The following is a 23,878-nucleotide window of genomic DNA, read 5'->3' as shown; positions in this document are numbered from 1 at the left end:
TTGATGATTAACACAATTAAAGAAGCATAAGATGAAACACTATAATAAATTAAGGATTGAATGGGACTGTCGTCGGGGAATGTTGGAACTGGATAAAATGATAATGCCGTTTTATAAAAAAGAGTTTGATTATTTAGCTGATGAGCAGAAAGACACTTTTTTGGAATTGCTTACCTTTACTGACCCGCAGTTATTCCGATGGTTAATGAATCAAGAAAAAGCACCTACCAATAAATTGCAACAGATGGTGAACTTGATAAAAGTGAAACTGACCGCATCTTGAGAAGCTCTAAAAACTTTTTGTTTAAATTTTTGAACTTTTATTAAATTTTGAACTCTAACAGTTCAATACATTGCTTGCTGTGTAACTTACAGACCGTTTTGGGAAGCTGTTAGATAAAGATAAAAATGGAGATTTCACTTAGATGAGTGAACAACTAACAGATCAAATTTTGGTGGAAAGAGCGCAGCAAGGCGATAAAAAAGCATTTAATTTGTTGGTTGCACGTTATCAAAATAAAGTCGCTGGATTATTGACTCGTTACGTATCAGCTAATGATATTCCGGATGTTGCTCAAGAAACGTTTATTAAAGCGTATCGTTCTTTGGATACATTCCGCGGTGAGAGTGCTTTTTATACATGGCTTTACCGTATTGCCGTGAATACAGCAAAAAATTACTTGATGACACAAGGGCGTCGTCCACCAACGGAAGATGTTTTGGCGGAAGATGCGGAAAGTTTTGATGCTGGAGCGAAGTTACGTAATATTGATACGCCGGAGCATTTGATTCTATCTGATGAATTGAAAGAGATCGTGTTTAAAACTATCAATGAATTACCAGATGAATTAAAAACTGCAATCACGTTACGAGAACTTGAAGGAATGAGTTACGAAGAGATCGCAGATGTGATGGATTGCCCAGTCGGTACAGTGCGTTCTCGAATTTTTAGAGCAAGAGAATTTATTGAAAATCAATTAGCACCGTTGGTGAAACATTAATTGAATGGAAAGGCGGAAATTATGCAAAATAAAGAACAACTTTCAGCTTATATGGATGGTGAAGACGTAGAACGTGGCTTTGTCGAAAGTCTTTGTCAAGATAAAGCGTTACAGCAGACGTGGTCAACTTTACATATTGCACGTTCAGTGATGCGAAATGAAAGTGAAGTCATACTTGATACTTCTTTTACAGAAAGAATGGCAGTATTAATTGAACAAGAGACAACCGTTCAGTTGCAAGAACAGCCGAAACCAGAAACTGCGGCAATGCCGAAAGTTTCTTTCTGGGCTAAAGCGAAAAAATATGTCGTTCCTGTTGTGCAAACCGCAGTGGCTGCAAGTGTTTGTTTAATCGCTGTGTTTAGCATCCAGAATTTGAATAAAGGTTCTGAAACAGAAACTACCGTTTCTCCGGCGTTACAAACTTTGCCGTTTACACAATCGGTTCAAGAAGTTAGCTATAATGTTTCGCATAAAAATGTGCCGAGCAAAGAACAGTTGGAACAGCAAAATAAACGTTTAAATGAAATTTTGCAGAATTACCAATTACAACGTCGTTTATATTCTGACTTAAAATCTGAATAAAAATTTCCGAAATTTCCCGACATCACCACCATTTTGGTGGTGATGTTGTTTTATAATAGGCATCTTGATTTACGCCATAGGCACAGGTTTATTATATGTTTAAGAAGTTATTCCTCACCTCAGTATTCTGGATTGCTAACAGCTTCGCTACTGCATATGCCTCCTCACCGATTGATCAAATTATTGCTGATCTGAACCACATGAAAACCGCATTTCAGCAGCAAAATTACACAATGTTGTTTACTTATGGTGAGGATAATCTTCATTTTTCATTGAACTATCGACACGCATATGCCGACCATAAACATTATGCACAGCTGCTTTATTTAGATGGACCTAGAACAGAAATTTGGCAGCGTGATAATACAATCAGTTATTTTTCTGCTAATTATGCGCCGTTTAGTATTCGCAGTGATAAAATTATTGATTCATTACCAAATATTGTTTATAGCGATTTCAAGCAGTTAGCACAGTATTACGATTTCGTACCGTTAGGTAAGGACAGAATCGCTAATCGTATAGCCAATGTGATTAAACTAATGCCGAAAGATGAATTTCGCTATGCTTATACGATCTGGATTGATGAGCAAAACAGCCTGCCATTGCGAGGAGAAATTGTTGATCGTAGCGGCAATGCGTTATCGCAGTTTAAAGTGATTGATCTTTCTATGTTGGAAGATACAACAAGTTTAACTGAATCGGCGGATAAAATGATTCAGCCACCGGCAATTACCATATATAGCCCGAATACCACCGACTATAACTGGAAACCGTCGTGGTTGCCGAAAGGTTTTAAATTGGTGAAATTTCATTCTGATGGGTTATCGCCATCTATCCAAACACAGCTTTATAGTGACGGTTTATTCTCTTTCTCGCTCTATCTATTGGAACAGAAAGATATGCCGATTAATGAATCGTGGCGACAAGGCGTAGAAACGCTTTATACCGAAGTGGTCAATGGTAAAACCGTTGTGTTGGTCGGCGAAATTCCATTAACAACGGCACGTCGAATTGTGCAGGACATTGAGTTTAAACAGGATAACAAATGATTACAGAAAAAGCGGTGGTAATTGCTTATCAATCAGGTGAAGTGACAGTTGAGTGTCAAGCAAATCAAGCGTGCGGCGGTTGTGCATCCAAAGCAAGTTGCGGTACAGCGGCACTGAGTGAATTAACCGGAAAATCAAGCCGTTATCTTTTTACTTTCCCTTGCTCCAGACCGATGAAGATCGGGGAAACGGTGGAAATCGGGCTGCCGGAACAATCCTTACTGAAATTAGAGTTTATTGCTTATACCATCCCATTATTTGTGTTAATTTTCAGTGTGTTATTGGGAAATTACCTGTTTGTTGAAGAGTGGCAGAATATCGTTTTTACATCAGCGATGACCGTACTGGCATTTGTGATCGTAAAATTATTGAACCACCATTTGCAGCGACAGAAAAAATACCAACCGATTTTAATTGAGCGGATTATTTAAATCTTGAAAAGAAAATAAAAGCTAACTAGAAAGCGGAAAATTAGATTCCGCTTTTGTCATACCAAATTTTATTGATATAGAAAACGATTTTTCCGGATGGGGTATCGACTTTCACTTCATCATCAATGCTTTTGCCGATTAAGGCACGTGCTACGGGAGAGTCTATAGAGATCCAGTTTTTCGCCGGATCGAATTCATCACAACCAACAATGCGGTACTGTTTTAAATCACCGCTTTCAGTTTCCAATTCTACCCACGCACCGAAAAAGATTTTTCCCTCTTGGCGAGGATGATAATCAACGATTTGCAGCACTTCCAAACGTTTAGTGAGAAAACGGACACGACGATCAATTTCTCTTAAACGTCGTTTTCCATAAATGTATTCTGCATTTTCACTGCGATCGCCCAATGCCGCTGCATCAGAAACCGCCTGTGTTACTTGTGGACGCTCCACTTTCCATAAATATTTCAACTCTTGATCCAGCGTATTCCAGCCAGTACGAGTAATATAGTTTGATTTTGCCATAAATTATTGTTGATATTTGAATTTTAATAAATCACGACGCTCTTTTTTGTTTGGACGACGCTCTGGATTCGGCATTGATAAGGCATTCGCTTTTCTTGCCCACGCTAACTGTTCTCGCCTTTTAATGCTCTCCTCCGTTTCTTGATAAAGTTGTTGTGCCAGTGGAGCAGCCTTGCGTAGATTGGAGAGTGCTAACACTTGCACCTCTTTTTCGTCATTACCTTGACGTAATTTGATCATTGCGCCTATTTCTACTTCTTTGCTTGGTTTGGTGCGTTGCCCGTTGTAATGTACTTTACCACCGTCAACCATTTCACGGGCTAAAGTACGGGTTTTATAAAAACGTGCTGCCCACAACCATTTGTCAAGGCGATAATTTTCCTGTTCCTGTTGATGTTTATCTTTTGCCATAATCAATAAAAATTAGTTGTCTAAGCGTTCGAATAATTCGGTTAAGTATGGTATCGTTACTATCGTTTTTTGTAAAACAAAGCACAGTAATTATGACAACAAAAAAGTGCGGAGGTGAATTTTTTTATGAAAAAACCGGAAATTTTGGCAATTAATACAGCCGCTAAATCACGACTTTTTGAAATTCAAGCAGTGGATTTACGTTTTTCTAATGGTGAGTTGCGGACTTATGAGCGTTTTAAGCCCTCGACACGCAGTGCAGTGATGATTTTAGCAATTGATGACCAACAAAATCTATTATTGACTTATGAATATGCAGTCGGGACTGAGCAGTATGAACTTGGTTTTCCGAAAGGGTTGATGGAACTCGGTGAAACGCCACAACAGAGTGCGAATCGTGAATTGCAGGAAGAGATTGGTTTTAAGGCGGAACGTTTAACGTTATTACGCACCTTAATCTCATCTCCCGGTTATATGAATAATCCAATGCATATTTTATTGGCAGAGACATTATCTCCAAGCAAATTAGAGGGGGATGAACCTGAGCCATTGCAACTGGTACGTTATCCTTTAGCAAATATTGATCAATTGATTGAAGATCCGAATTTTAATGAGGCAAGAAATTTAGCAGCATTGTTCTTGCTGAAAAAATATCTGACACAACGTTAATGAGGTTGAAATGAAAACATTAACCACTTTGTTGGAACAGGCATTAACTATTGCCTATCAGGCAGGCGAACAGCTAACAGCGTTTTATCATCAGAATGTCCATATTAAAATCAAAGCTGATCAAACGCCGGTAACGGAGGCGGATATTGCGGTAAGTCGGTTTTTAGTCAAGGCGTTAAGTGAATTAGAGCCGACTATTCCGGTGTTATCAGAAGAAAATTGCGCCATTCCGTTAGCGGATCGCCAACAATGGCAGCGTTATTGGTTGATTGATCCGTTAGACGGCACGCAACAGTTTATCGATCGCACCGATCAATTTTCCGTATTGATCGCTTTGGTGGAAAATCACCAACCTGTTATCGGTATTATTCACGCGCCGGTGTTGGCACAGACCTTTTATGCGGTAAAAGGAGAGGGGGCATTTTTTGTAGAAAATGGGCAAAAAACACGCTTAATACATCAAAAGCAGTTTGATAGAGAACAACCAATTAAGATTGCAGTTGGTAGAAGTGCTAATCAACAAAAAATGTTATCTCTATTAAATCCAGCGTTTCAATATCAATTTATCACTTACGGCTCTAGTGGTTTGAAAAGTACTTTGGTGGCGCGCCAACAGTGTGATTGCTATATTCGTTTGGGTGATACCGGTGAATGGGATACTGCTGCAGCACAGGTGATTTTGCAGGAGAGTGGTGGTGATATTTTTACGATACAACATCAACCGTTGAGTTATAACCGGCGAGAAACATTTGTTAACCCACATTTTATAGCGGTTGGTAGCCGTAATTGGGATTGGCATAAGATCCTTTTGTAATCGGGTTATCGCTACTTTAGGTAAAACCGATTAGCGTTATCTTAATTCACGGCGGTAGAATGTACCTCATTTAGCAGAGGTGTAACCTCTTTCACAGCAGGGCAATTTATATATTGCCTGTAATGTAAATTGAAACATCCATAATATGGACAGCAGTAAAAATAAGTTGTAGGAATAAAAAGTATGCAAAAACCAGATAATAATACCATTGTTATTTTTGGAGCTTCCGGTGATTTAACTCACCGTAAACTGATTCCAGCGTTATACCAACTCTTTGAAAATGAAAAGCTATCTGAAGATTTTGCCATTTTAGGCGTAAGTCGCACAGAATTCAGTGATCAGGCGTTTCGCGATAAATTGCGTCAAAGTCTAATTGATAATGAAAAAGTGAACGAAGGTATTTTAGAAGTCTTTTTACAACATATTTATTATCAAGCAATTGATACTAAAAATGTCAATGATTATGCCAAAATTAAAAACCGTTTAGACGATATTAATGCACGTCATCACTGTCAAGATAATGTGCTTTATTATCTTTCTACACCACCAAGCTTATATGGTGTGATTCCTGAATGTTTAGCGGCACACGGTTTGAATGATGAAGCGAAAGGTTGGAAACGTTTAATTGTTGAAAAACCGTTCGGTTATGATTTGAACTCATCTATCGAATTGGATGATAAAATTCATCGCTCTTTTGCAGAACACCAAATTTATCGTATCGACCACTATTTAGGTAAAGAAACGGTACAAAATCTATTAGTGTTGCGTTTCTCGAACGGATTATTTGAACCGCTTTGGAACCGAAATTATATCGATTATGTGGAGATCACAGGTGCGGAAGCATTGGGTGTTGAAGAGCGTGGCGGCTATTATGACGGTTCGGGAGCAATGCGAGATATGTTTCAAAACCATTTATTACAGGTGTTGTCATTGGTGGCGATGGAAAGTCCGGCGGTCATTAATGCAAAGTCAATGCGTGATGAAGTGGTAAAAGTGTTGCAGAGTTTACATCCATTAACTGCGGAAACTATCGAAGAGAATTTAGTGCTTGGTCAGTATACTCGTTCAAAAGTAAGAGGTATGGAATTACCGGGATATCGTGAAGAGAAAGGCGTTGATCCACAATCTCGTACGGAAACTTATATAGCATTGCGTTTGAATATTGATAACTGGCGTTGGAGTGGCGTGCCATTCTATGTCCGTAGCGGTAAAAGAATGCCGACTCGTGTTACAGAGATCGTGATTCATTTCAAGAAAACACCACATCCGGTGTTTAATATGAATGCACCGGAAAATAAATTAATTATTCGTATTCAACCGGATGAAGGCATTGTGATGAGCTTTGGTTTAAAACAGCCGGGTTCCGGCTTCAAGGCGAAAGAAGTGGCGATGGATTTCCATTATGATTCAATTGCAGAAGGGCATTTATTCTCTGCCTATGAACGTTTATTATTGGATGCCTTAAATGGTGATGCAACGCTATTTACTCGTAGTGATGCGGTACAGGCAGCGTGGAAATTCGTTCAACCTATTTTAGATTATAAAGCTGGTAATCCTAAAATTCACGGTTATGCTTGTGGCACTTGGGGGCCTGAAGCGGCAAATAAATTAATGAGTCGTAGCAATCGTGAATGGCGTTTTCCGTGTAAAAACTTAACTGATACTAACTATTGTGAGTTATAAAAATGAATTATAAGATTTTTCCGACTGCCCAAGCGGTAGTCGAGCAGATTGCCCGGGAATTTAAACGTTACAGCCAATTAGGTAAAGCTGTGCATATCTCGCTTTCTGGTGGTAGTACCCCTAAATTGTTGTTTCAGACATTAGCAAAAGCACCTTATAGCCAAGAGATTCAATGGCAAAATCTACATTTCTGGTGGGGGGATGATCGAATGGTTGAACCGAGCGATGTCGAAAGTAATTATGGTGAAGTGCAACGTTTATTATTCGATCATATTGTCATTCCGGCTGAAAATATTCATCGTATTTATGGGGAATTAACACCGCAACAGGCGTTGGAAAAGTTCAAGCAGGATTTGCAACAGATCGAAGATAAACAAAATGGAATGCCGGTATTTGACTGGATTATTTTAGGAATGGGAGCGGATGGACACACTGCGTCGCTGTTTCCAAATGCGACCGATTTTTCAGATTCGCATTGGGCTGTAATTGCACAACATCCAGAAAGTGGGCAGTATCGTGTTTCCAAAACGGCAGCATTAATTGAAAATGCTAAACGTGTAACCTATTTGGTTACCGGTGCTGGTAAAGCATCTATTTTAAAAGAGATCGAAACCAGCCCAGCGGAAGCACTACCTTATCCGGCAGCTAAAATTAAAGCGAAGTATGGCATAACTGAATGGTATTTAGATCAGGATGCAGCACAATTATTGTCTAAAAAATAGGAAAAATATGGAACGGCTTGATCTCTCGGCATTAGAGAATGCATTTACCTCTTTAGCATTAACCATTGCAAAATTGGCGGATAAACAGTGGTTTACACAGCAGGATGCGATTGTTCAGGATACCTTAATTGCTGGTGTGATTCAGAAATTTGAATTTGTCTATGAACTCAGTATCAAAATGATGAAGCGCCAGTTGAAACAGCTTGCTGCTGTGCCGGAAGAGATTGACAGTAGTGATTTCCGAGATATTTTGCGTTTAAGTGCCAGAGCAGGGTTGATTGATACGGTCGAAGATTGGTTGTTATATCGCAAAATGCGCAATGTCACCTCTCATACTTATGATCAGGACAAAGCGCAGCAGATTTATCAACAAATTTCCGACTTTTTACAATCAGCACAATTTTTACTTAATCAACTGAAGCAACATAATGTGTAAGCTTGACATCCAACCACAACATTTTGAGATCGTAAAACAGATTTTACGTACTTACTTGCCGGATTACGAAGTGCGAGCATTCGGTTCGAGAGTAAAGCAAACCGCAACCACATTTTCTGATTTGGATTTGGCGGTAATGAGTGAGAAAGCGCTTTCATTAAGGCAATTATGTGAAGTGGAACAGGCATTTAGCGACAGCGATTTGCCTTGGAAAGTGGATGTAGTGGACTGGGCGACCACTACGCCGGCGTTTCAAGCGATTATTATGCAGAAGTCGATCGTGATTCAGCAAAAGCCGGCATAATTTAGTGATTTAACTATTTAGGTGATCTGTTTCACCTCATTTAACAGGAGAAAAATATGAGCCAAAAAGGTGATATCGGCGTTATCGGTTTAGCGGTAATGGGGCAAAATTTAATTTTGAATATGAATGACCACGGTTTTAAAGTAGTGGCGTATAACCGTACTACTTCAAAAGTGGATGAATTTTTACAAGGAGCAGCGAAAGGCACGAATATTATCGGTGCTTATTCATTGCAAGATTTAGTCGATAAACTTGAAAAACCACGTAAAGTGATGTTAATGGTGCGTGCTGGTGAAGTGGTGGATAAATTTATCGATAGCCTAGTGCCATATTTGGAACAAGGCGACATTATTATTGATGGCGGTAACTCAAACTATCCAGACACCAACCGCCGTGTTGCAGCATTAAGAGAAAAAGGTATCCGTTTTGTCGGTGCAGGCGTTTCAGGTGGTGAAGAAGGTGCAAGACGAGGTCCATCTATTATGCCGGGTGGAAATGAAGAAGCGTGGCCATATGTAAAACCGATTCTACAAGCGATTGCTGCTAAAACACCGGCTGGCGAGCCTTGCTGTGATTGGGTTGGAAAAGATGGTGCCGGTCATTTTGTAAAAATGGTACACAATGGTATTGAATATGGTGATATGCAATTAATCTGTGAAGCATATCAATTTTTAAAAGAGGGCTTAGGATTAAGTTATGATGAAATGCAAGCCATCTTTACAGAATGGAAAAAAACAGAATTAAACAGCTATTTGATCGATATCACTGCTGATATTCTTGGTTACAAGGACACTGATGGTCAGCCGCTAGTCGAAAAAATTCTTGATACTGCTGGACAGAAGGGAACAGGTAAATGGACGGGTATTAATGCATTAGATCTTGGCATTCCATTAACTTTAATTAGCGAAGCGGTTTTTGCACGTTGTGTTTCTTCTTTCAAAGAACAGCGTTTAGCGGCAGCCAAACTTTTCAATAACAAAATTGAAGTGGTTAGCGGTGATAAAAAAGCGTGGATTGAGGCAGTACGTCAAGCATTATTGGCATCAAAAATCATCTCTTATGCACAAGGTTTTATGTTAATTCGTGAAGCTTCTGAAACTTATCATTGGGATCTTAACTATGGTAACACCGCATTATTATGGCGTGAAGGTTGTATTATCCGCAGTGCATTCTTAGGTAATATTCGAGATGCTTACGAAAATAATCCTGATCTTGTATTCTTAGGCTCAGATCCATATTTCAACAATATTTTGAAAGATTGTTTGCCTTCTTGGCGTAAAGTGGTGGCAAAAGCGATTGAAATCGGGTTACCAATGCCTTGTATGGCATCTGCTCTTACTTTCTTAGACGGTTATACCACAGCTCGTCTTCCAGCAAACTTGCTACAAGCACAACGTGACTATTTTGGCGCGCATACTTACGAACGTACTGATAAACCTCGTGGAGAATTTTTCCACACTAACTGGACTGGTCACGGTGGTAATACTGCATCAACTACATATGATGTTTAATTAGTAGCTTGGTTTGTTTTTTAGCTAAACTCTGCCTATATGATCTGCATCTCTAAAGTTGAACTTATAGTCCAATACACAGAGATGTAGATTTTTTTGTTTGAATTGTCAAACCAACTACAACATCTTATCAAAATAAACTTCATAAGGTGTTCACTAGTCTAAACATTTGCTAGGTCGATGATTCAATTTTTTGACTTTTTCTTGAAATTTTGCATTGTTTCACTGATTTTATTTGTAATACTGTGAGAAATTGTATTGTAACTGATTGATAACAAATAATTTTTCAGGTTTAAATATTAGGGGGAATCTGGGTTCACTGATGAGATAAAAATTTCTCTTTCTTGTGAGGCAATAGCTGGCTAGTTTGATTATTCCTTGTCTCACGAAATAGCTGATTTATGTCGCTTAAAATGTCTAGCAAGGTTTAGGATTGTGCACTGTTTGGCGTACAAAACCATTATCTTTTCACTTTCCGTTAGGATAAGATGTTCATGGGAAGTGTTCATTATCTAACCCTTAGTTATGTGTGAAAAATCAATAATAGATTAAATTGATGAACACATATTTGTTTGTTGCAGTTGGATTGTAAATTCAAGGGAGAATTTTATTTATGCAAGAACGTCAGACATCACGGGCTGGTTGGGGAAAAATCCTCACAGCCGTGATTTTTGCCTTGCTTGCCATCGTGCTGGTTGGTGCCGGTGGGTGGTTAGTGGCACTGGGTGGATCGCCTTATTACCTTATCGTTGGGGGATTATTTGTGCTGATCACCCAGCTATGGGTTAAAAATAGCCCAACAGCGTTATGGCTTTATGTGGCTGTCTTTGCGGCAACGCTAATTTGGGCGTTGTGGGAAGTGGGGACGGATTTTTGGGCGTTAGCACCACGTTTGGACATTTGGTTTGCGCTGGGCGTGTGGCTGTTGCTTCCCGTTGCTAACCGTGCTTTATCCGCAAAAAGTGCAAAAAAGGCTTTAGGTGTAGTAATGGCGGCGGTGTTGGCGGTGCTGGGATACAGCATTTTTAACGATCCGCAGGAAATCAATGGCACAATCACTCGCGTGCAACCTGAACCAGCTACCCCAGTGGCAGGTGTGGCTGAGGGCGATTGGCCCGCGTATGGGCGGACGCAGGAGGGAACGCGTTATTCACCGCTCACTCAAATCAATAAAGACAACGTGAAAAATCTGCAAGTGGCGTGGACTTATCACACGGAAGATTTCAAAACCGATGCGGATTCTGGCGAAGGCACTTACGAGGTTACTCCGCTGAAAGTGAATGACACCCTGTATTTATGCACCACGCACCAATTTTTGGACGCGGTGGACGCAGCGACAGGTAAGCGTTTATGGCGGTTCGATCCGCACCTCGCACCGACTAAACGCTTCCAGCATATGACTTGCCGCGGCGTGTCTTATTATGATGAAACCGCGTCAAAAGCGATGAATCCGAAAAGTGCGGCATTGAGCGACAGTGCGCCATCGGCGGTTTGCCCACGTAAAATTTTATTGCCAGTGAATGACGGGCGTTTGATCGCAGTGAATGCGGAAACGGGCGAGGCTTGTAGCGATTTTGGCGACAACGGTACGATCGATCTGAAGAAAAAAATGCCATACGCCTACCCAGGTGGCTATAACCCAACCTCACCGCCTGTGGTAACGGCTTCCACCATCATTATTGGTGGATCGGTAACGGATAATTTATCCAACAAAGAGCCGTCAGGCGTGATCCGTGCTTATGATGTGAACAGTGGCAAATTGAAATGGATTTTTGACACGGGCGCGAAAGATCCGAACGCAATGCCGGGTGAAAATACCGATTATGTGCATAACTCACCAAATGCGTGGGCACCATTGGCTTATGATGCGGAACGCGACATTGTCTATATTCCAACGGGGGTTGGCACGCCAGATATTTGGGGCGGCGACCGCTCTGAGTTGAAAGAGCGTTATGCCAATTCCGTATTGGCACTTGATGCCACCACGGGTAAATTGCTATGGCATTTCCAAACCACACACCACGATTTATGGGATATGGACGTGCCATCACAGCCATCATTGGGTGATTTTGTACAGAATGGACAAAAAATCCCTGCCATTTATGTGCTGACCAAAACGGGCAACTTGTTTGTTCTCAACCGTGAAACGGGCGAACCACTCGTGCCAATCGAAGAGCGTCCCGTACCGCAAAAAGTATTGCTCGGTCCACAAACTGAGGGCGAACATTATTCCGCAACACAGCCGTTTAGCAAGCTGGATTTAGCCCCGAAAGGCAAATTGAGTGACAAAGATATGTGGGGCGCGACAATGTTCGACCAAATGGTTTGTCGCATTATGTTCAAAAAATTGAACTATCAAGGCATCTACACCCCGCCGTCTGAAAACGGTACATTGGTGTTCCCCGGCAACCTTGGCGTGTTTGAATGGGGCGGCTTATCGCTCAACAGCGATCGCCAAATCGCCTTGATGAACCCGCTAGCATTGCCATTTGTATCGAAATTGAAAAAAGAAGATCCAAATCGCCCAGAAACCATCAAAGGCAGTGGCACGGAGAGCGGTTTCCAACCGATGTATGGCACGCCATATAGCGTCAGCATCGAACCCTTCCTTTCACCGCTAGGCTTACCTTGTAAACAACCGGGCTGGGGCTATATTGCAGGCGTGGATTTAACCAACCAAGAAATCGTGTGGAAAAAACGCATCGGCACAATTCGCGACAGCCTACCGAAATTGATGCAACTACCACCATTGAAAATCGGCGTACCGGGCTTAGGCGGCGTAATTTCCACCGCAGGCGATGTGATGTTTGTGGCAGCAACGCAAGACAACTACATTCGTGCCTTCAACGCCAGCAACGGTGAACAGCTCTGGCAAGCACGCTTGCCTGCAGGCGGTCAAGCCACGCCAATGACCTATATGCAAAACGGCAAACAATATGTCGTGATTATGGCAGGCGGTCATAGTTCCTTTGGCACCAAACTCGGCGACGCCCTCGTGGCTTACGCCTTGCCTGATTAACTCTCGTTTACGAGTAACCCTCATCAAACCACCGACAAAGTGCGGTGGTTTAGTCTATTGATAAATCTATGAAATCTCATCGTAGGTCTATTTTTTGTTATTTAATCTATCCAAAAGAGAAAAAATGAAAATATGATGCTTGGCTTAATGTTATTTTTCACTAATCCTTATCATGAGGTTACATTCAATAACCCTTATGAAGCCTTTACTTCAATTGTGGATAGTGAGTGTAAACTTTCTATTCAGGTAAGTAGTATTGTCTAAACCCTGTTACAAGATCTTCATAGTAATGTGAGTAAACCTGAAGTATATTTTAAAGCAGAAACTGAAATCAAATTTATTACTGTTGCCGGTTACGATGTTTTTAATAAGGTAGAAGCGGAATGAGGATAAAGTGCTTTTTAGTGACGGTAAAAGTTTGCGATGGTGAAACTGTCAATAGTGTCAAGTTAAAGTAGACAACAGAGAAAAAGATGCAACTGATATCGGTAGTACAACGTGGGCATATGCCCACCTTTTTAGACAGACGCAAAAATGCCGCTGATGAAAAGCGGCATTTTTTTATCTGAAGATCTATGAAAAGAAAATAGTAGGAAATTATTCTTCTACTGTAACGGAAGTGATTACCACATCTTCTGTCGGCACATCTTGATGGAAACCTTTATTACCGGTTTTCACCGCCTTGATTTTATCGACAACATCCATTCCTTCAACCACTTCACCGAACACAGCATAGCCCCAATCTTGTACGACTTCACGTCCGAACATCTGTTTTGCACGGTAATCTAAGAAAGTGTTATCAGCAACGTTGATAAAGAATTGTGCAGAAGCAGAATGTGGATCGGAAGTGCGTGCCATTGCGATAGTACCACGCTTATTACTAAGCCCGTTATTGGCTTCATTGCGAATCGGTGCTTTGGTCGCTTTCTCTTTCATTCCGGTTTCCATTCCACCACCTTGAATCATAAAACCGTTGATTACACGGTGAAAAATGGTGTTGTTGTAGAAGCCTTCTTTGCAGTAATTTAAGAAGTTTTCTGCGGTAATCGGTGCTTTTTCAAAATTTAATGCAATTTTAATATCGCCAAAATTGGTGTGTAGTATTATCATTAGCTATTCCTTTAAATAATGTGAAAAATCGCATTATTATTCCACAAAATGTAAAAGTGGTCTATTTTTGCAAAAAACACGATATCAGCGTGGTGAGAAAGAGATCAGATTAAAGAGTAAAAAAGTAAGGTCATCAATATGTTAAAGATTTTTAATACATTAAAACGAGAAAAAGAGATTTTTACCCCTATTCATCCTAATCAGGTAGGAATGTATGTGTGCGGTGTAACTGTCTATGATCTTTGTCATATTGGACACGGGCGTACTTTTGTTAGCTTTGATGTTATCGCTCGTTATTTACGTTATTTAGGTTACCACTTGACTTATGTGCGTAATATCACTGATGTGGACGATAAAATTATCAAACGTGCGCTAGAAAATCACGAAACCTGTGAGCATTTGGTTGATCGGATGGTAACAGAAATGTATAAAGATTTTGATGCTTTGAATATCCAACGTCCTGATTTTGAGCCACGAGCTACACATCATATTCCAGAAATTATTGCACTGGTGCAAAGATTGATCGATAACGGGCACGCCTATGTAGCTCAAAATGGTGATGTGATGTTTGATGTCGATTCATTCCCAGAATACGGTAAATTATCCCGTCAAGATTTATCTCAATTGCAAGCAGGCGCACGCGTTGAGATCAATGATATCAAGAAAAATCCGATGGATTTCGTATTGTGGAAAATGTCAAAAGAGAATGAACCGAGCTGGCAATCGCCGTGGGGGGCAGGTCGTCCCGGTTGGCATATTGAATGTTCGGCAATGAACTGCAAACAGCTTGGTGAACATTTTGATATTCACGGTGGCGGTTCAGATTTGATGTTTCCTCACCACGAAAATGAAATTGCTCAGTCGTGCTGTGCGCACGGAGGTGCTTATGTTAATTATTGGCTGCATTCTGGAATGATTATGGTTGATAAAGAGAAAATGTCGAAATCGTTAGGCAATTTCTTTACTATCCGTGACGTGTTACAACATTATGATGCGGAAAGCGTGCGTTATTTCTTGTTAACGGCACATTATCGTAGCCAATTAAATTACAGCGAAGAGAATTTAAAATTGGCACATTCAGCATTGGAACGTTTATACACCGCCTTACGAGGCACTGATGTCAATGCTACTGCTGCCGGTGGTGAACAGTTTATCGAAGCCTTTAAAGCCGCAATGGACGATGATTTTAATACGCCAGGTGCGTTGTCGGTTCTATTTGATATGGCACGTGAATTAAACAAATTAAAAGCAGAACAGAATCCACAAACGGATGCTTTTGCTGCACGTTTAAGAGAGTTGGCAGGGGTATTGGGCTTGTTATATCAAGATCCGGAAACGTTCTTACAAGCCGGTATGGATGATGATGAAACTAAAATAATTGAAACATTAATTGCACAACGTAATCAAGCTAGAGCCAATAAAGACTGGGCTGCTGCTGATGCCGCACGTGATAAGCTAGCTGCTATGGGCGTGGTGATTGAGGATGGTGCAAACGGTACGACTTGGCGTAAAGGGTAAAGATTTTATTTGGCTTTAAGTTCTGCCTTTTGTGTGATGCTTGAATTTGTCGCAATGTTCCATAGGTTAAAAATAAGACCGCTTGATAGGCTATTTGAAGAGAAATACAAGAGAAAGAGATAAAACGACAAAAAATAAACCCACCTTTGACAGAAGGTCTAAAAAGGTGGGCTTGTCAGTGGGTTGGGGGCTTTTAGGCAATTCCAAACAAAAGAGCAATTAAACAAAACAACTATCGACGAATCGAACGTAAGAATGCATTTGTTCTCGGATTGGTGCTGTATTCAAAAAGCTGCTCTGGTGTGCCTTGTTCAATAATTTTACCGTCACCCATCAAAATCACCTGATCCGCCACTTCTCGAGCAAATTGAATTTCGTGTGTCACAATCACCATTGTCCAGCCTTCAGAGGCTAAAGATTTCATCAATGCCAACATTCCCTGTACCAATTCGGGGTCAAGGGCAGAAGTTGGTTCATCGAATAACACTAATTGTGGCTCAATCGCTAATGCACGAGCAATACCGATACGCTGTTGTTGCCCGCCGGATAACTGAAATGGATAAAAATTAGCTTTATCAGCCAATTCCACGCGTTCCAATAAATGGCGTGCTTTCTGCTCCGCTTCAGCTTTAGGTATTTTCTGCACTACAATCAACCCTTCAGTGATATTTTCCAGTGCAGTTTTGTGCGGAAACAGGTTGTAATTCTGGAAAACCATTCCGCTTTTTTTGCGTAATGCCTGAATTTTTTCTTTAGTTAACGGCTGTGAAAAATCAATCGACAATGAGCTGTCATCAAATGTCAGTGTGCCAGCATCCGGCGTTTCCAAAACATTTAAACAACGCAATAGCGTGGTTTTGCCTGAACCGGAAGCACCGAGCAACACAATCACTTCACCTTTATTAATGCGTATATCGATCCCTTTTAACACTTCGTGATCACCGAAGGATTTATGTAAATTATTGATTGATAACATAATTACCTCGCTACATAACGTTCAAAATGTTTTTCAAGACGTTGTTGTGCATAGCCGAGAATGGCACAGACAATCCAATAAATTAATGCTGCTTCGCAATAAACCAACAAAAATTCATAGGTGCGTGAAGAGATCACATTTGCCTGACGCATCATTTCCGGCACTAACACTACGCTGGCAAGTGAGGTTTCTTTTAATAAACCGATAAAGCTATTAGAAAGCGGTGGTACAGCTACTCGTAATGCTTGAGGAGCGATGATACGAAAAAAGTTTTGCCAATAACTCATTCCAATAGTATAACCGGCTTCCCATTGCCCTTTCGGTACGGATAAAATCGCTGCTCGCACCGTTTCGGATGCATAAGCCCCAGTGTTTAATGAAAAGGCAATAATTGCTGTCGGGAGCGGATCGAGTGTGATGCCTACATTCGGTAGTGCATAGAAAATAATAAATAGCTGTGCTAATAACGGTGTTCCACGAATTGCTGAAATGTAAAAACTGGAAAGTGCATAAGCGATTTTATGTAGAAAATGTTTGCGAGGTGTAACTCGAAGCAATGCAATCGCCAACGCAATCACCATTCCGACAATAAATGAAATAATGGTTAATGGAATGGTGTAAAGAATCATCCCTTGCAACATTGGGAAGAATGCATCAATCGCAATGGTTGCTTTATTATCATCCATCCACGGCAGATTACTCAAAATCAAGTGAAAAATCGCGGAAATGGATTCCGTAATTGAACTACTCACTAATATCTACTCCATAAAATTATTGGGAAATGGATTAATTTACCTTTCTTTTGCCTTTCTGTTAATATTTTATTTAAAAATTTTGTTTGGATATTGCTATTTCTGCAATATGGGTGTTAGTTTTTAGAAATTTTTACAAAAAAGACAATGTTATCATAGGTTATGATAGTTTCGTGGAGGATGTTTCTGTGGCCTTGTATTCATTGATCGATTTTTACTGTAGCAATATTCAGACTTTATTTTTAGTTTCATAAAAAGGGCGATTTTATTTTTGCTCGTGCAAGAAAAAACGCCCTAATTAATCATTTGCTGTTCTTCATTTTATACCGTAGAAAATGGAGAATCTTTTAAACTTATTAGTAGCTTGAAATCAAGCTTCATTCTAATGCCAATACGGCAAAACTTGCCAGCCAGTGAGCACCACTGTAATGGCTGCCGACAACGTGCTGTAAACTTGCGTTCAGGTGATCCATAATTGCTTTTTGTAAAACAGGTTGCAAAGTATGATCTACCGGTAATGAACGAGCTATATCTTTAAAACACCAAGCACGGCTTAAATTTAAACCGTCTAAATGAGCAATTTTCGGATCAGTACGATCACTTACTTCCGCCGGATGTAGTAAACGTTGAAGTTGCGTATTTGGTAAAAAACGATCAAACCATTGAGTAAAATTGGTTATTATTTTACTCATCAATAATGCTTCAGTTAATGCGCCGGAAAGATAGTCATCTCCCGCAGGTTCATATTGTGCCGGATAATTACTATCATCCAAGTAAAAACGTTTACAAGCATTTAATATTGATTGTTCCAATTCTTGATCCTTGAGGGCTTTAGTGTAATCCAACGCCAATACAAGTGCGAATGCAGTATTAAAATGAGTTCCAACACGAATCGGATAGCTTAATTTGTTGAGATACTCAATTAGACGATTACGCAGATCTTGAGTCAATGGTTGTAATGTTTGATACCACGTTTGGGCTTCCTTTAAGGTGGATTGTTTTAGTTCCTGTGCCAATGCTAACAACCAGCTGTAACCATAAGGGCGTTCAAAAGAAGCACGAAAAGGTGCTTGGAAATAAGCAAGTTCCTGTGCTACATTTTCCTTAGTAAAGTGTTCAGTAAAGAGTTGAATAATGTCATTTTTGCACGCCAGATCCGGATAGATTTTTAAGCAGCGTAATAATAACCAATAACCGTGTACTGCGGAGTGCCAGTCAAAACAACCATAAAAAATAGGGTGTAGTTGACGGGGAGATAAAATATCTTTCTCACTGTTTAATAAATGCATAATATGATTTGGATATTCTTGCCTTAAAAAGGTGAGTGGCATATTAGCAAATTCAAATGCCTGTTGTTGTGTTAACTTCATAATATCTCCTTAGAAAACAATAAAATACATTAATAAAATATTGGCAATTAAGATACTGACAGCGGATGGAATCTGCACTTTAATCACTTGGTATTTGTCTTGTAATTCCAGTAATGCTGCTGGCACAATGTTAAAGTTCGCTGCCATTGGCGTCATTAAAGTGCCACAATAACCAGCATACATTCCGATTGCAAACAGCGGTGCAGGATCGGCTTGATGAGTTAAGACTAAAAACGGTAATGCAATGCCGGCACTTAATACAGGGAAAGCAGCAAATGCGTTACCCATTACCATTGTAAATAACGCCATACCAACACAGTAAGTTAAAACCAGCAAAAAACGGTTATTGGGGTCGATAAATAAGCTAACCACTTTTTGAACAGAATCACCGGTATTTGCTGCCACAAATACACCTCCTAGCATTGCCAACATTTGCGGTAAAATAGCAGCCCAACCAATGGTATCCACTAAGCGACGTGATTGACGAATTGCGTGTAACGGCGTACCACCGGTTAATTTCCAACCTACTAAAATTGCTGTAATACAGGCGATACAAAGCGAAGCTAAAGTTAGGTATTTTTGATCTAATAAAAAAATACCGCCAACAGAAATACCTTTTAATCCGACTGTGCCGATAACTGTGACAATAGGAATTAATAATGCAGGTAAAAACAACCAATTCCCCAGTTTTATAGCGGATTGTTCACGCTGTTGATCGTTCGACATCGGATAATGCCCTTTACCTACTAAACCACAACCAGCAAGCAGAGCAATAATAATCACTTCTATACCAACAATACGATAGGTGATTGATTTACCAAACAAATCAATCATTAAATCTGTAAAGAGAAATGTACTGCCAAATAAAAACCAGAACAGTGCAGTTGTGAATCGTTTCGGATTGGCTTTATCACGTAATGTCATCACGACTAAAATCATTACTACAAAACCAATCAAATAGTAAACACCATTAATTGAAAGTAAGGTTGTCATTATTTTATACCTCTTTTTTCCTGTTGCGCTTGCCACGCTATGACATCTCGATGAATAGCAGCATCTAAACGAACAAGGCGGAACATATGAATGATTAATGCTGCAATAGCGGTTGGAATTGCCCAAAGTCCGATATGTAATGGTTCAATATTGGTAATACCGTTTTCTTTCAAAAATGCATCAATCAGCAATACTGCCCCGAAAGCAATAAAAATATCTTCTCCAAAGAAAACGGCAATATTGTCGCAAGCGGCAGAGTGTGCTTTGATCTTGTCACGGATATGTTGTGGTAAATCACCATATTTATTCAGTGCAGCACCTTCTGCCATTGGTGCAAGCAGGGGGCGTACGGTTTGAGCGTGTCCACCTAAAGACATTAATCCTAATGCTGCTGTTCCTTCTCGTACCACAAAATAGAGTATTAGAATACGTGCCGAAGTGGCGCTGGCTATTTTCGCAACCCAAGCCTGCGCACGTTCTTTTAAACCATAATATTCAAGCAAACCTATTACAGGTAAAATCAAAATAAAAGTAGCTAATGAACGGCTATTGATAAATTTCTCACCAAAAGTTTCAAGCAACATTCCAAAATCCATTCCAACCATTAAACCGGTCGCTATGCCAGCAATAACAACAACCAGTAATGGATTGAAGCGAAGGGCAAACCCTATTACAACAATAGGGATGCCGATAAGAGGGAGCAAAGTTGCACTATCCATAAGTGTAATCCTCCTAAAAAATGAAAATACGATGTGTTTATCAGATAGTTTGCTGATTTAATCATCAACATTTAAACACTATATCGGAGGGTTAATAATATGTAAATAAGGTTACATAATTGTTTTTGTGATCTGTGTTGGAATTTTTCATTTAGAGTTTCGTTTTCTGAATAAGATTCCCTATAAGGTCTAAAGTAAAGTTTTAATAAAAGCTACACTACCTTGATTACAAAAGCAAAAGAGAGTTCACCATCCGCCGGCAGGCAATATTCCGGATGTACTTCCGCACCCCAGCTGTCATCACCACCAACCCCCATCTGTTGGGCGGCAATTGTCACAACAGTATAATGTATTGGCGGTAATTCATAATGGTGTTGTGCCTGTTCCAATTCAAAAGCAGTATAAGGCAAGAAATTGCAGGATAACGGTTTATCTATGGCTTCGATTTTAAAACCGCCTGCTGATTGACGACACTCCACCCAACGTACGCCAGTGCGATTCCCACACTCTTGTGGAATAGTATAAAAGGTGTAGTTATCTTTAACGTTGTTTTCAAAAATTTTCAATTTTGTGCCGCTACAACGATCCTGATAATTTTCTGCTTCGCCGAGCGCATACCAACGTAAATGTTGATAGTCGGCAGCAACGCGGAAGCTCAAAGCGAAAGTCGGTAAATCAGGTAAACCGGCTTCCCCTTTATAATGGCAATGCACTTTGATCTCGCCGTTACAGCGGATGTGATAGCTTACTGTGACTCTAAGTTGTTGATAAATCGGATAAATATAGTCAAAGCTGACACTGACGCTGCCGTCTTGGTGACGTTGCCAATCCATTTTCTGGCAGCGTCCGCATTGGCTTGCCATTAACCAGTAACCGGCTTTAAAACGTCTGTTTGTGCCACGGTCATTGTCGGTGGTTGCACGCCAGAATAATGGCATCGGTGCCGTTTTGATTAGTTCGTTATCGCCAAATTTTAATGAAATTAGGCTGCCTTCCTGTCGTGAAAACAGTGCAGAAAAATGATCGCCAAACACGCCGACATTAATATCGCCCACGACCATTTTTAGCGGTGGTAATGCCGTTATTTGTGATTCTTGGGTTTTATTAGCGGTTTGCGCAACAATAAACTGCCCGAAACCCAGTTCGCTGTCTGCCGCTGCCCACAAGGTTTTCTGTTTTAAATGCACGCTGACTGCTACGCAATATTCACCATTCTCAAGCCAATTATATTCATCCCAATGCAGTGGCACTAGCCGTTCCGTTTGTGCTGCAATAAGCGCATCAAAACGGTAACTTTGTTTAATTTCGCCATCAAGACGCAACGTTGCCACAAAGTAGTAATCTTGCGTATCGATAAAAAGATTTTCGTTTTTAATCAATACCTTATCTTTTTGTGGGTAGAGTTTGATATTTTGGTAGAGGAATTTCACTTCTTGCATTTTCGGCGATAAGCGGCGATCGGCGAAGATCAAACCGTTACAGCAGAAATTACGATCGGTCGGGCGATCGTCAAAATCACCGCCATAAGCCAAATAATCGTTGCCGTAGCGATCTTTGTGCAATAAGGCTTGATCGATAAAATCCCAAATAAAACCGCCTTGATATTGTGCATATTTTTCCAGCTCAATATATTTGTGTAAATTGCCGTTTGAGTTGCCCATTGCGTGGCTGAATTCGCAGCTGATATAGGGCTTTTGCGGATTTTGTTGTAAATATTGCTCAATTTCGTGCGGTTTGGCATACATTCGGCTCTCCATATCGCTGATTTGATCGAATTCACGACAATGGAAAACGCCTTCGTAATGCACTAAACGTTGCGGATCTTTTTCACGAAAATAGTTGGCAACATTGCGTAAAACTTCGCCGGCGTAGGACTCATTACCGCACGACCAAATTAAAATCGATGGATGATTTTTGTCGCGTTCATACATCGATTTTGCCCGATCCAATACGATCTCGTTCCAACGTAAATCACTGCCCGGAATATTCCAAGACGGCTCGACTTGCCCCATTTTTTGCCACGATCCGTGTGTTTCAAGGTTGGTTTCATCAATCAGATAGATGCCGTATTGATCGCACAATTGATACCAACGGCTTTGATTTGGATAATGTGAGGTTCTGACCGCATTGATATTATGTTGTTTCAAAATTTGGATATCCGCCAACATATCCTGTTCGTTGATGGCACGTCCACGTTGGTGGTGAAATTCGTGGCGATTGACGCCTTTGAACATAATGCGTTTTCCATTCAAGCACATCACGCCGTTTTTCATTTCAAAACGGCGTAAACCGACCGGCTGCGGGATCACTTCAATCAATTTATGATGTCGGTCGAAAATTTGGATATAAAGCTGATAAAGATAGGGCGATTCGGCACTCCATAAATGTGGATTGGCAACCGGCAAGGATGCACTGAAGGTTGTTGTTGTCAGCTGTTGTTCGGTGGTGGCAAGCGTGGTGCCCTCTTGATCGCACAACATTATTTGTACTGTTTTTGCGTTTTCACTGTGCGTTGAAAATTGTCCTTTGATCAGAATTTCCGCTGTTTGCAGGTTTTCAGAAATCTGTTGTTTGATCTCCAAATCATAGAGGTGGATTTTGGGAATGGTGTAAAGATAGACATCACGAAAAATACCGGAAAAACGCCAAAAGTCTTGATCTTCCAACCAACTGCCGGTGCTGCGCTGGTATACCGCTACTGCCAATTTATTTTCGCCGGTTTTTAAATAAGGGGTTAATTCAAATTCCGCCGGTGTAAAGGAGTCTTCGCTATAACCGACAAAATGCCCGTTAAGCCAAAGATAAAAGGCGGTTTCCACCCCTTGAAAAGAGATAAAAACCGGTTGTGATTGCCACGCGGTCGGTACGGAAAAATAGGTAACATAACTGCCGACACCGTTTTCGTCTTGCGGAATTGCCGGTGGGCGAATATCCGCCTTGCCGTCCCAAGGGTACATCGTATTGACATAATGCGGTTGCGCAAAGCCTTGCAACTGAATATGCCCCGGCACACGAATTGTCGACCAACTGCGATTATCCACGTCCGATTGATAAAAATCTTGTGGTTGTAACTGTGGATTTTTCGCGTAATGAAAATACCACTCACCGTTTAGCGAATGACGCATCGACATTGCGGCATTGCGTTGTGCCTGTGCCAAGCTGGCATAATAGCTGTGATCGGAATGTGCAGTTAAACGATTAACCGCAAAAACGGACGGATCGGATAACCAATCTAAACTCGGTTGCAACGGCATATTTTCTCCTTTTTAATCCTTTAAA

At 40.6% G+C, this 23,878-nt stretch carries 23 protein-coding genes; 14 read left to right on the top strand and 9 right to left on the bottom strand.

The window, feature by feature from the left end; genetic code table 11:
- Positions 1–31: 31 nt before the first annotated feature.
- The 5 genes from ACXPAV_RS08860 (at position 32) to ACXPAV_RS08840 (ending at position 3,066) form a co-directional block, all read left to right on the top strand.
- Positions 32–283, top strand: coding sequence for an FAD assembly factor SdhE (locus ACXPAV_RS08860; protein ID WP_458003288.1), 252 nt, complete (start codon positions 32–34; stop codon positions 281–283).
- Positions 284–425: 142 nt separating this feature from the next.
- Complete coding sequence (rpoE, locus tag ACXPAV_RS08855; RefSeq protein WP_039172141.1) at positions 426–1,001, top strand: RNA polymerase sigma factor RpoE; 576 nt, start codon at positions 426–428, stop codon at positions 999–1,001.
- A 21-nt stretch (positions 1,002–1,022) separates the two neighbouring features.
- Positions 1,023–1,586 carry a sigma-E factor negative regulatory protein gene (locus tag ACXPAV_RS08850; RefSeq protein ID WP_039136968.1) on the top strand — a complete coding sequence of 188 codons (564 nt, stop codon included), beginning with the start codon at positions 1,023–1,025 and terminating at the stop codon, positions 1,584–1,586.
- A 95-nt stretch (positions 1,587–1,681) separates the two neighbouring features.
- Positions 1,682–2,635 carry a MucB/RseB C-terminal domain-containing protein gene (locus ACXPAV_RS08845; protein WP_013746446.1) on the top strand — a complete coding sequence of 318 codons (954 nt, stop codon included), beginning with the start codon at positions 1,682–1,684 and terminating at the stop codon, positions 2,633–2,635.
- On the top strand, positions 2,632–3,066 hold the full coding sequence (locus ACXPAV_RS08840) for a SoxR reducing system RseC family protein (protein WP_458003287.1): 435 nt from the start codon (positions 2,632–2,634) through the stop codon (positions 3,064–3,066). Before ACXPAV_RS08845 ends, ACXPAV_RS08840 begins: the two co-directional genes overlap by 4 nt.
- A 40-nt stretch (positions 3,067–3,106) precedes the next feature.
- Here the strand turns inward: ACXPAV_RS08840 and greB are convergent, their stop codons facing one another.
- Together greB and hslR are read right to left on the bottom strand one after the other, a co-directional pair.
- Entirely contained in the window at positions 3,107–3,592 is a 486-nt protein-coding gene (gene greB / locus ACXPAV_RS08835; protein WP_458003286.1) for a transcription elongation factor GreB, read from the bottom strand.
- Between the two features lie 3 nt (positions 3,593–3,595).
- Positions 3,596–4,003 (bottom strand): ribosome-associated heat shock protein Hsp15, encoded by a 408-nt coding sequence (hslR, locus tag ACXPAV_RS08830; protein WP_039172124.1) that lies wholly within the window; start codon positions 4,001–4,003, stop codon positions 3,596–3,598.
- A gap of 126 nt (positions 4,004–4,129) precedes the next feature.
- On the opposite strand from hslR, the gene nudE reads away from it, so the two are divergent.
- From nudE to ACXPAV_RS08790, 8 genes are all read left to right on the top strand, one after another.
- Positions 4,130–4,672, top strand: a complete 543-nt coding sequence (gene nudE, locus ACXPAV_RS08825) for an ADP compounds hydrolase NudE (protein ID WP_458003285.1) — start codon at positions 4,130–4,132, stop codon at positions 4,670–4,672.
- A 10-nt stretch (positions 4,673–4,682) separates the two neighbouring features.
- Positions 4,683–5,486 (top strand): 3'(2'),5'-bisphosphate nucleotidase CysQ, encoded by an 804-nt coding sequence (cysQ, locus tag ACXPAV_RS08820; RefSeq protein ID WP_458003284.1) that lies wholly within the window; start codon positions 4,683–4,685, stop codon positions 5,484–5,486.
- A 183-nt stretch (positions 5,487–5,669) separates the two neighbouring features.
- Positions 5,670–7,169 carry a glucose-6-phosphate dehydrogenase gene (gene zwf / locus ACXPAV_RS08815; RefSeq protein WP_039136953.1) on the top strand — a complete coding sequence of 500 codons (1,500 nt, stop codon included), beginning with the start codon at positions 5,670–5,672 and terminating at the stop codon, positions 7,167–7,169.
- Positions 7,170–7,171: 2 nt separating this feature from the next.
- Positions 7,172–7,891, top strand: a complete 720-nt coding sequence (pgl, locus tag ACXPAV_RS08810; RefSeq protein WP_458003283.1) for a 6-phosphogluconolactonase — start codon at positions 7,172–7,174, stop codon at positions 7,889–7,891.
- Between the two features lie 7 nt (positions 7,892–7,898).
- Positions 7,899–8,327 carry a nucleotidyltransferase substrate binding protein gene (locus ACXPAV_RS08805; RefSeq protein ID WP_458003282.1) on the top strand — a complete coding sequence of 143 codons (429 nt, stop codon included), beginning with the start codon at positions 7,899–7,901 and terminating at the stop codon, positions 8,325–8,327.
- Entirely contained in the window at positions 8,320–8,631 is a 312-nt protein-coding gene (locus ACXPAV_RS08800) for a nucleotidyltransferase family protein (protein ID WP_039136947.1), read from the top strand. The genes ACXPAV_RS08805 and ACXPAV_RS08800 overlap by 8 nt, the downstream gene beginning before the upstream one ends.
- A gap of 56 nt (positions 8,632–8,687) precedes the next feature.
- Positions 8,688–10,142: a decarboxylating NADP(+)-dependent phosphogluconate dehydrogenase gene (gene gnd, locus ACXPAV_RS08795; RefSeq protein ID WP_039172115.1), complete on the top strand. Its 1,455-nt coding sequence runs from the start codon at positions 8,688–8,690 to the stop codon at positions 10,140–10,142.
- A 613-nt stretch (positions 10,143–10,755) separates the two neighbouring features.
- The gene (locus tag ACXPAV_RS08790) at positions 10,756–13,161 is read left to right on the top strand and encodes a glucose/quinate/shikimate family membrane-bound PQQ-dependent dehydrogenase (RefSeq protein WP_458003281.1); all 2,406 of its coding nucleotides are present in this window, start codon (positions 10,756–10,758) and stop codon (positions 13,159–13,161) included.
- 597 nt (positions 13,162–13,758) lie between these two features.
- Here ACXPAV_RS08790 and ACXPAV_RS08785 read toward each other — a convergent pair.
- Positions 13,759–14,271, bottom strand: coding sequence for a peptidylprolyl isomerase (locus ACXPAV_RS08785; RefSeq protein ID WP_013746381.1), 513 nt, complete (start codon positions 14,269–14,271; stop codon positions 13,759–13,761).
- A 138-nt stretch (positions 14,272–14,409) separates the two neighbouring features.
- Here ACXPAV_RS08785 and cysS point away from each other — a divergent pair, with 138 nt between their 5' ends.
- Entirely contained in the window at positions 14,410–15,789 is a 1,380-nt protein-coding gene (gene cysS / locus ACXPAV_RS08780) for a cysteine--tRNA ligase (RefSeq protein ID WP_458003280.1), read from the top strand.
- Positions 15,790–16,021: 232 nt separating this feature from the next.
- On the opposite strand, the gene ACXPAV_RS08775 is transcribed toward cysS, so the two are convergent.
- The 6 genes from ACXPAV_RS08775 to ACXPAV_RS08750 all read right to left on the bottom strand — a co-directional run bounded on the left by ACXPAV_RS08775 (position 16,022) and on the right by ACXPAV_RS08750 (position 23,853).
- Positions 16,022–16,765, bottom strand: coding sequence for an amino acid ABC transporter ATP-binding protein (locus ACXPAV_RS08775; RefSeq protein WP_458003279.1), 744 nt, complete (start codon positions 16,763–16,765; stop codon positions 16,022–16,024).
- A gap of 2 nt (positions 16,766–16,767) precedes the next feature.
- Entirely contained in the window at positions 16,768–17,484 is a 717-nt protein-coding gene (locus ACXPAV_RS08770) for an amino acid ABC transporter permease (protein WP_458004408.1), read from the bottom strand.
- Positions 17,485–17,894: 410 nt separating this feature from the next.
- A complete protein-coding gene (locus ACXPAV_RS08765) occupies positions 17,895–18,887 on the bottom strand; it encodes a DUF2891 domain-containing protein (protein WP_458003278.1) in 993 nt (330 codons plus the stop codon).
- A gap of 9 nt (positions 18,888–18,896) precedes the next feature.
- Positions 18,897–19,880, bottom strand: a complete 984-nt coding sequence (locus ACXPAV_RS08760) for a DUF979 domain-containing protein (RefSeq protein ID WP_013746367.1) — start codon at positions 19,878–19,880, stop codon at positions 18,897–18,899.
- The gene (locus ACXPAV_RS08755) at positions 19,880–20,599 is read right to left on the bottom strand and encodes a DUF969 domain-containing protein (protein ID WP_458003277.1); all 720 of its coding nucleotides are present in this window, start codon (positions 20,597–20,599) and stop codon (positions 19,880–19,882) included. Before ACXPAV_RS08755 ends, ACXPAV_RS08760 begins: the two co-directional genes overlap by 1 nt.
- A gap of 212 nt (positions 20,600–20,811) precedes the next feature.
- Entirely contained in the window at positions 20,812–23,853 is a 3,042-nt protein-coding gene (locus ACXPAV_RS08750; RefSeq protein ID WP_458003276.1) for a glycoside hydrolase family 2 TIM barrel-domain containing protein, read from the bottom strand.
- Positions 23,854–23,878: the final 25 nt, after the last annotated feature.

The sequence above is a fragment of the Gallibacterium sp. ZY190522 genome, assembly GCF_054166015.1.
This window is presented reverse-complemented; position numbering and strand designations above follow the sequence as displayed.